General features: G+C 48.6%; 3 protein-coding genes. All 3 read right to left on the reverse strand.

The window, feature by feature from the left end:
- Nucleotides 1–87 precede the first annotated feature (87 nt).
- Nucleotides 88–3,450, reverse strand: a complete 3,363-nt coding sequence (gene secA, locus C5S62_RS00575) for a preprotein translocase subunit SecA (protein ID WP_104403609.1) — start codon at nucleotides 3,448–3,450, stop codon at nucleotides 88–90.
- An 85-nt stretch (nucleotides 3,451–3,535) separates the two neighbouring features.
- A complete protein-coding gene (locus C5S62_RS00580; RefSeq protein ID WP_223301077.1) occupies nucleotides 3,536–5,179 on the reverse strand; it encodes an alkaline phosphatase family protein in 1,644 nt (547 codons plus the stop codon).
- Between the two features lie 14 nt (nucleotides 5,180–5,193).
- Nucleotides 5,194–6,411, reverse strand: coding sequence for a DUF4105 domain-containing protein (locus C5S62_RS00585; protein WP_104403610.1), 1,218 nt, complete (start codon nucleotides 6,409–6,411; stop codon nucleotides 5,194–5,196).
- Nucleotides 6,412–6,848: the final 437 nt, after the last annotated feature.

Raw genomic sequence — 6,848 nt, forward strand, 5'->3', positions numbered from 1 at the left:
TCATAAATTCATGCACCGTGTTTTCGGCTTGACCCCAATATAGTCAGCCGATTTCGTATCCGGATTTTATTTCATTGAAAATGCTTTTTAAGCCAGTCCTTTACCGTGGCAATTTTTAAATTTCTTACCACTGCCGCAAGGGCAAAGATCGTTACGGCCGGGCATTTTGTCTTTTACGATGGGTTGCTGTGATTGCTCACGTGTGTCCCGTCGGGCCGCCTCGGCTGAACTGTTGTCGTTGACGTCTTCATGCGTTTCCGTAAGTCTTTGCTGAGGATGTTCTTCCTCCGGAGCGGCTTCCTGCACTTGTTCCGGAGCTTGTACGGGAATTTGGCCCCGCATGAGGGTCGATACCGTGGAGTTGTTGATTTTATCCACCATTTTAGTGAATAATTCGGCGCTTTCCAATTTGAAAATGAGCAGTGGGTCTTTTTGCTCGTAAGAAGCGTTTTGTACTGATTTCTTCAATTCATCAAGTTCGCGCAGATTTTCTTTCCAGGCGTCATCAATGTTATGAAGGAGTATCGCTTTTTCAAAGTCACGCACGACTGCTTTACTGCCAGTTTCATACGCCTCTTTCAAGTTTGTACGAATGTTGTAGACGAGACGTCCGTCGGTGATGGGAACAAGAATGTTTTCAAACATATGTCCTTGCTCTTCATATACTTTCGTGATGACGGGCATGGCCACTTCAGCCAAACGTTCGTTTTTGCGACGGAAGTTTTCCATAGCAGCCTGGAATGCCATTTCGTTCAACTGATCGCGTTTCGTGCCATTATACTGTTCTTCCGTGAAAGGACACTCCATGGCCATCACTTCAAGGAAGCGCGTCTTGATGTCTTCAAAATCATTATTGTCAAGGATGTTGATGACACGATCCCATATCATGTTGGAAATATCCATGCCTATGCGTTCTCCCATGAGGGCATGGCGGCGTTTTTCGTAAATGACGGTGCGCTGCTTGTTCATGACATCATCGTACTCCAAAAGCCGCTTGCGAATACCGAAGTTGTTTTCCTCCACCTTCTTTTGGGCGCGCTCGATGCTGTTATTAACCATTTTGGCCTCAATCATGTCGCCATCTTTAAAGCCGAGACGGTCCATTACTTTAGCTATGCGCTCTGAGGCAAAAAGACGCATGAGATTGTCTTCAAGCGAAACAAAGAAAACACTGGAACCGGGGTCTCCCTGACGGCCGGCACGACCGCGTAACTGACGGTCTACACGGCGGCTTTCGTGGCGTTCCGTACCGATAATGGCCAAACCACCGGCAGCTTTTACCTCATCGGTCAATTTGATGTCTGTACCGCGGCCGGCCATGTTCGTGGCAATAGTTACGGCACCAAGCAAACGCTCTTGCTCGTGCTTATTTCCGTCTGCATCCGTAACCGTAATCTTACCCATAGTGCTTCGGCCAGCCTGAGCTACGATGTCCGCTTCTTTCTGGTGAAGCTTGGCGTTGAGTACATTATGAGGAATATGCCGGAGCTGGAGCATGCGACTCAGCAGTTCGCTGACATCAACGCTTGTCGTACCAACGAGCACAGGGCGTCCTTCGTTGCGCATCTTTTCTATTTCGGTGATGACGGCAGCGTATTTTTCGCGTTTGGTCTTATATACGCGGTCGTTCATGTCCTTGCGCAATACGGGGCGGTTTGTCGGAATTTCAACGACATCGAGCTTATAGATGTTCCAGAATTCACCGGCCTCAGTAATAGCTGTACCCGTCATACCGGATAGCTTGTGGTACATGCGGAAGTAATTCTGGAGTGTGATCGTGGCAAAGGTTTGTGTGGCTGCTTCAACCTTTACATGTTCTTTTGCCTCCACTGCCTGATGCAATCCGTCGCTCCAACGGCGTCCTTCCATGATGCGGCCTGTTTGTTCGTCAACAATTTTCACCTGTCCGTCCATAACAATGTATTCCTCGTTGATGCGGAACATCGTGTAGGCTTTCAGTAGTTGCAGTATGGTGTGTACGCGTTCACTTTTGATGGAATAGTCGGCCAAAAGGGCATCTTTACGTTGCAGGCGTTCTTCATCGTTGAGGCTTTTATCTGCTTCAAGAGCTGAAAGTTCACTGGTGATGTCGGGAAGTACGAAGAGTTGGTCGTCTTTCACTTGTTCCGCCAGCCAAATGTTACCTTTGTCCGTAAGATCGCATGAGTGCAGTTTCTCATCCACCACAAAGTAAAGCGGTTCGGTGGCCTCTGGCATACGGCGGTTGTTGTTTTCCATATAAATCGCCTCAGTTTTCAGCATGCCGGCCTTGATGCCCTGCTCTGAAAGATACTTGATAAGCGGATTGTTCTTGGGGAGAGCTTTATGGCTGCGGAAGAGTTGCAAAAATCCTTCTTCCTCTTTTTTCTTATCACCTGAACTGATGAGCTGCTTAGCTTCTGCCAAGTATTGTGTAGCGAGCTTACGTTGCACCTCAACAAGTCGTTCTACGAGTGGTTGATATTGTTCAAAGAGCTGGTCGTCACCTTTGGGTATAGGGCCGGATATGATAAGAGGAGTACGCGCATCATCAATCAATACCGAGTCCACTTCATCGACAATGGCATAATTGTGGCGACGTTGCACGAGGTCTTTCGGATTCATGGCCATGTTGTCGCGCAGATAGTCAAAGCCGAATTCGTTGTTCGTACCGAAAGTGATGTCAGCTTGATAGGCACGGCGTCGTGCTTCCGAGTTTGGCTGATGTTTGTCGATGCAATCAACACTCAGACCGTGGAACATATAGAGTGGCCCCATCCATTCAGAGTCGCGTTTGGCTAGATAATCGTTCACTGTTACTACGTGTACACCATTGCCGGTGAGTGCATTGAGGTAGACAGGTAATGTGGCTACTAGGGTTTTACCCTCACCAGTAGCCATTTCCGCTATTTTCCCTTGATGCAGTACCGTTCCGCCGAAGAGTTGTACATCATAATGTATCATTCCCCATTGCATGTCATTACCTCCGGCTAGCCAGTGGTTCTGATAAACAGCTTTTTCGCCTTCGATGCGTACAAAGTCGTGTGTGGCGGCTAATTCGCGGTCAAAATCTGTAGCCGTCACTTCAATTTCTGCGTTTTCAGTGAAACGGCGTGCCGTATCTTTTACGACAGCAAAGGCTATCGGCCGTACTTTATCGAGCGCTTCTTCGTAGCGGTCGAGCACTTCCTTTTCCAACTTGTCTATTTGGTTGAAAATAAACACACGGTCTTCGATAGGTGTATCCTCTATTTTGGCTTTGAGAGTTGTAATTTTTTCTTTGAGGTCATCGGCCGAGTGTTGTACGGTCTCTTGCAGTTCTTTGGTTTTAGCGCGCAGTTCATCGTGGGAGAGTTCGCAGATGGCAGGATATGCTGCCAGAACCTCGTCAACTAGGGGTTGGATGAGTTTCCTGTCGCGGCTGGTTTTGTTGCCGCCCAACAATTTGCTTAGAATGGAATTGATATTCATTGATTATGTTTTTATTTTTTTTGTTAGGAATAATGCCGTTGTGTTGCGGTTGTGGTAATTTATAAAAATGTATTGTTTTGACAAATCAGAACAGTGGGGCAACGCCGCAGGCATTGGGGGCGCGTATGCGCATGGCCTTTGACAGTGTGGGGGCTATGCGGTCTACGGTTACGGGTGTTTCGATTTTTTCACCCTGAATGGTATGTCCGAAGAAAATAATAGGGTAGGGGATGTAGGAGTCGCGTACCAGACGGTCTTCGCGTGTATCTTCATTGACATGGCGCCAGCCCGGCATAACTTCTACCATCACATCGCCTGAACAACGAGGATTGTAACCAGCCCTGATACGGTTGAGTCCTGATGTCCATGCTCCCAGCATCAGCCGGTTTGATGTATATACATCCTTCACTCCGCTCAGTTGTAACAGAAAATCCTGTGTGCGGTCCAGCACATTGGCCAGATTGAGTTGTTTTTCTTCAATGAGACGGTGATTCAAATAAAAATGTGTTCCGTAGCAGGCCTCTACAAAATTCCCGTGTCCGTATACGGCTACGAGATACATGTTGAGCAGGGCCGATGCGCGGCGCATGTCGAATGTTCCTGTAGGGATACGGAATTTCCTGAAGTCGTGGTTTTCCTCGTCTGTGTAGCCTGTTGATGTGAGGACGAAGAGCGCGTTTTGTACACCGATTTTACGGCCTACGGCGGATATGAGGTCAGCCAGAGCTTTGTCAAGGCGTACATACGTGTCCTGTATCTCCATTGGTGCAATGCTTGCCGGCCGGTGTTCGTAACTGCCGGCATAAAATGTTACCGCAAGCAGGTCTGTGATATTGTCGGCTCCTATCGGTGTGTTTTCGAGGCAGGCAATGGCTGTGTTGGCCACCTCTACGTTGACCAGTCCACTGGTTTTGAAGTCTGTGTAGCGGTCGTCTCCTTTGAATTTATGAGTAAAAGGTTCTTTGGCTCCTCCGGTGAGGAAGTAGCTGAAAGTACCCACCTGTTCCGAAGAAGGCATCCATGTCAGTCCTTTCAGTTTTGAACTCATGGCGCTTCCAGTATTGCACATGTCCACCCATGCCGGCAGGCTCCCGTAATAAGACGAAGAGCACCAGCCGCCGTTTTGGTCATCTATCCAGATGGCCGCATCGGCGGCATGACCGCCGGAGAGGATGGCAGCTTCGCGCATGGGGGCGATGGCATAAACTAGTGCTTGCCCGTCGGTGGCCATTTTCAGTTCGTCGCTTACGGTAGATGTGCTTAAGTTGGCCGGCGACGACTTGTCTGTAGTTGTGCCGGTACCTTCATAAGTGGCATCGTCTACGCAGAATGTCGGGCGCAATGTCTTGCGGTCGAGCCACTGACTGCTTATGATGCCGTGGCGTGACGGTGCGCTGCCGGTAGCCACTGTTGCGGCTGCTGAGGCAATGTCTGTGTGTGAGGAAGGATAGTCCGTTTGTGAATATATGCGCCCTTCACGCATGAGACGTTTGAAGCCATCTTCTCCGTAAAGAGGCATAAAAGCCTCTAGATAGTCGGAGCGCAATTGGTCTACCAGTATATTCACCACGAGTTTGGGCATGCCGTTGCCGTTCTCTGTCTGGGCTTTGGCCTCGCTAGGACTCAGCACCGACATAGCCGCCAGCAGAGATAGCAGCAGGCAACGTGTGCGCAGGTCACCGCCGTTGATGGCAGGATGAGGCTGTGGTGTATGGTTGTGTTGAGACACGTTCGGAGTTTTATTTATGATAATGAAGTTGTGATGTTTTTTTTAAATAGCGTTTCGCTAATAACTCTTACCAGCAAACATAGTGCCAATACGTATATTTCAGCCGGAAATTTTTGAAAAATAAACAAACGGGAGGCGCAGAACAGACACAGGAGTACTGCGATAATCTGTGTGAAGTAAGTTTCGCGGTGGTGACGCTCGCGCCAGATCTTCCAGGGGAGATAAACTAATGGCAGGGGATTGATAAGGAGAATGAGTGCGTTGCTTCCTACTGCCGGATGCTCAGAAAGGAAGAACAATAACGCCACAATACAGCCGGTACTCCCCATAAGCAGCAGTAGCAGGTTGTCAAACCAATGGCGTATTTTGCCTTTGTGCCATTCGCCCGTACACACCGCTATTGTCAGCAGCAGTAATAGGCAGCAGGCCGCCATCGGCGAGAGGGGAAAGCGGATTTCAGCGTGTGTGGCGAATTCTGCCACCATCGTTTTGCTTTTTACCAAAGGGCGGATTTGCCCGTCGGGGGTTATGATGCTGGCGCTGTCGGCGAAGCGGGCGGCATAAAGAGGTGCGAACATTTGTCCGCGCAGACCTATGGGAGCATCGGTCTCCGCGCCCAGAATAAGATCCTGCCCAAAGCGATACCAAGGTGAGGCTTCGGCGGCATGTTCGTTAATGATGCCCCTGAATGTTTTTCCGCGCTCTGCAGACGGCCATTTCACCTGTCCTTTTACAGCGCGCGTGATTTCATCAATGGCGCGTGTAGTGCAGTTGTCGTATAGAAAGTTGTAGCGGTAGGTCCATCCCTCGTTGCATACTTTTCGGAATGTTTCAGCAAGCGATGTTGACAGACGTGTGCATTCGTCGGGGGTAAGATTGAGCACTTGCGCCTCCACACTGCGTCCCTCTTTCATATAAGAGAGAACAAAATGACTGAAGGGAACGGCTCCTAATATGTAGTCGGTCCGTCCCATCATGAAACGCCATGCAAAATGAGGTGTCCGGAAGTCGAATATGCCGTAGTTGAACACCATATCCTCACCGGAGACGGTGTTTCTCACGCGCAAGGCCGTGTGTCCGTAGAGTTCGTACACATTGCTGCCCGGCGCACAAGTCAGCAGACTCACTTCCAGGGTGTCCTTTGTGCCGGAATGCGGCTCGGCTCCCGGAGCCGGTGTCATCGCCAGTAACCAGATTACGGCGAAAAGCAGCATTCTTTGTGCAAATCTCATTTTCTGTAATTTTTAACGCAGGCAAAGATACAAATAAAATATGAAGTGGGAAACCGCTTTGTATGGCGTAACGCATGGTCATTGGATGTAAATTAGGTTTGCCGGAGAAAATCTTTCCAAAAATAGGCGAAGCAACATTAAAGTAAGGGCGTTTTTGGGGTCTTCGCCTCATTTTAACATTTCTTGCTTTCTGCCCCAAAATGTTGTATCTTTGTAATAGCTAAGCGGGACTTCCTTATCAAAAGTCCCGCTTTTTCTGTGTTTTTGAGGTATATTTTAATAGATTTCGGCCATATTTCCCCTGAGAATTCCCCGTATTGCAATTCAAATTCCAAGTATTCGTGTTAAAAATCTGATACGGACTTTTCAAAATCCATTGCTTACAACCTATATTTTAACACTCTAAAATGTAACGGAAAGTTAAAAATGTTAATGTA

It is taken from the genome of Prevotella sp. MGM2, assembly GCF_002933955.1.
In the GTDB taxonomy this organism is placed as follows: Bacteria; Bacteroidota; Bacteroidia; order Bacteroidales; family Bacteroidaceae; genus Alloprevotella.

What these genes read in the sequence shown, in the direction of transcription:
- C5S62_RS00585 (WP_104403610.1), bottom strand. Translation starts at nt 6,411, where the DNA reads ATGAGATTTGCACAAAGAATGCTGCTTTTCGCCGTAATCTGGTTACTG.
- secA (WP_104403609.1), bottom strand. Translation starts at nt 3,450, where the DNA reads ATGAATATCAATTCCATTCTAAGCAAATTGTTGGGCGGCAACAAAACC.